Origin of the sequence: Paucibacter sp. B2R-40 (assembly GCF_025717555.1) — a bacterium.
Lineage (GTDB): Bacteria > Pseudomonadota > Gammaproteobacteria > Burkholderiales > Burkholderiaceae_C > Paucibacter_A.
On sequence record NZ_JAJIRP010000047.1, the window covers coordinates 1 to 366 of the forward strand.

The 366-nt window shown below is 61.2% G+C and carries 1 protein-coding gene; it reads right to left on the reverse strand.

Annotated elements, in window-relative coordinates; translation table 11 throughout:
- On the reverse strand, nucleotides 1-366 hold a 366-nt coding region (locus LNV09_RS24685), incomplete at both ends, for a hypothetical protein (RefSeq protein WP_263559713.1).

Sequence of the window (366 nt, forward strand, 5' to 3'; positions counted from 1 at the left end):
CCTACGCCAAGGCTAAGCACACCGGCCGTGACATTGAGCGTGCCGGTGTTCTTGAAGCCGACGGCGAAGGTGGTAGTCCCCCCGCCGACTTTGTTGTAAGTGCCAGTGTTTACGAAATCCGAAGCAGTGCTGCCCTGACTGGCGAAATAGCTCCCGTAGGAATAGTTTCCGTTGTCGACGAAGGTGCCGGAGTTGGTAAGCGAGCCACCTGAACTGGTGTACAGGGCTCCGCCGTTCCAATTGGTCGTGCCGGCGAGATTGACGCTGCGCTGCGAGATAGCGACGGCGCCATATCGGGCACCGTCGTAGGCGCTGAGCGTGAGGTCGCCACTGAAAGTGGTCGAGCCCGCACCGGTCATGGCGCCG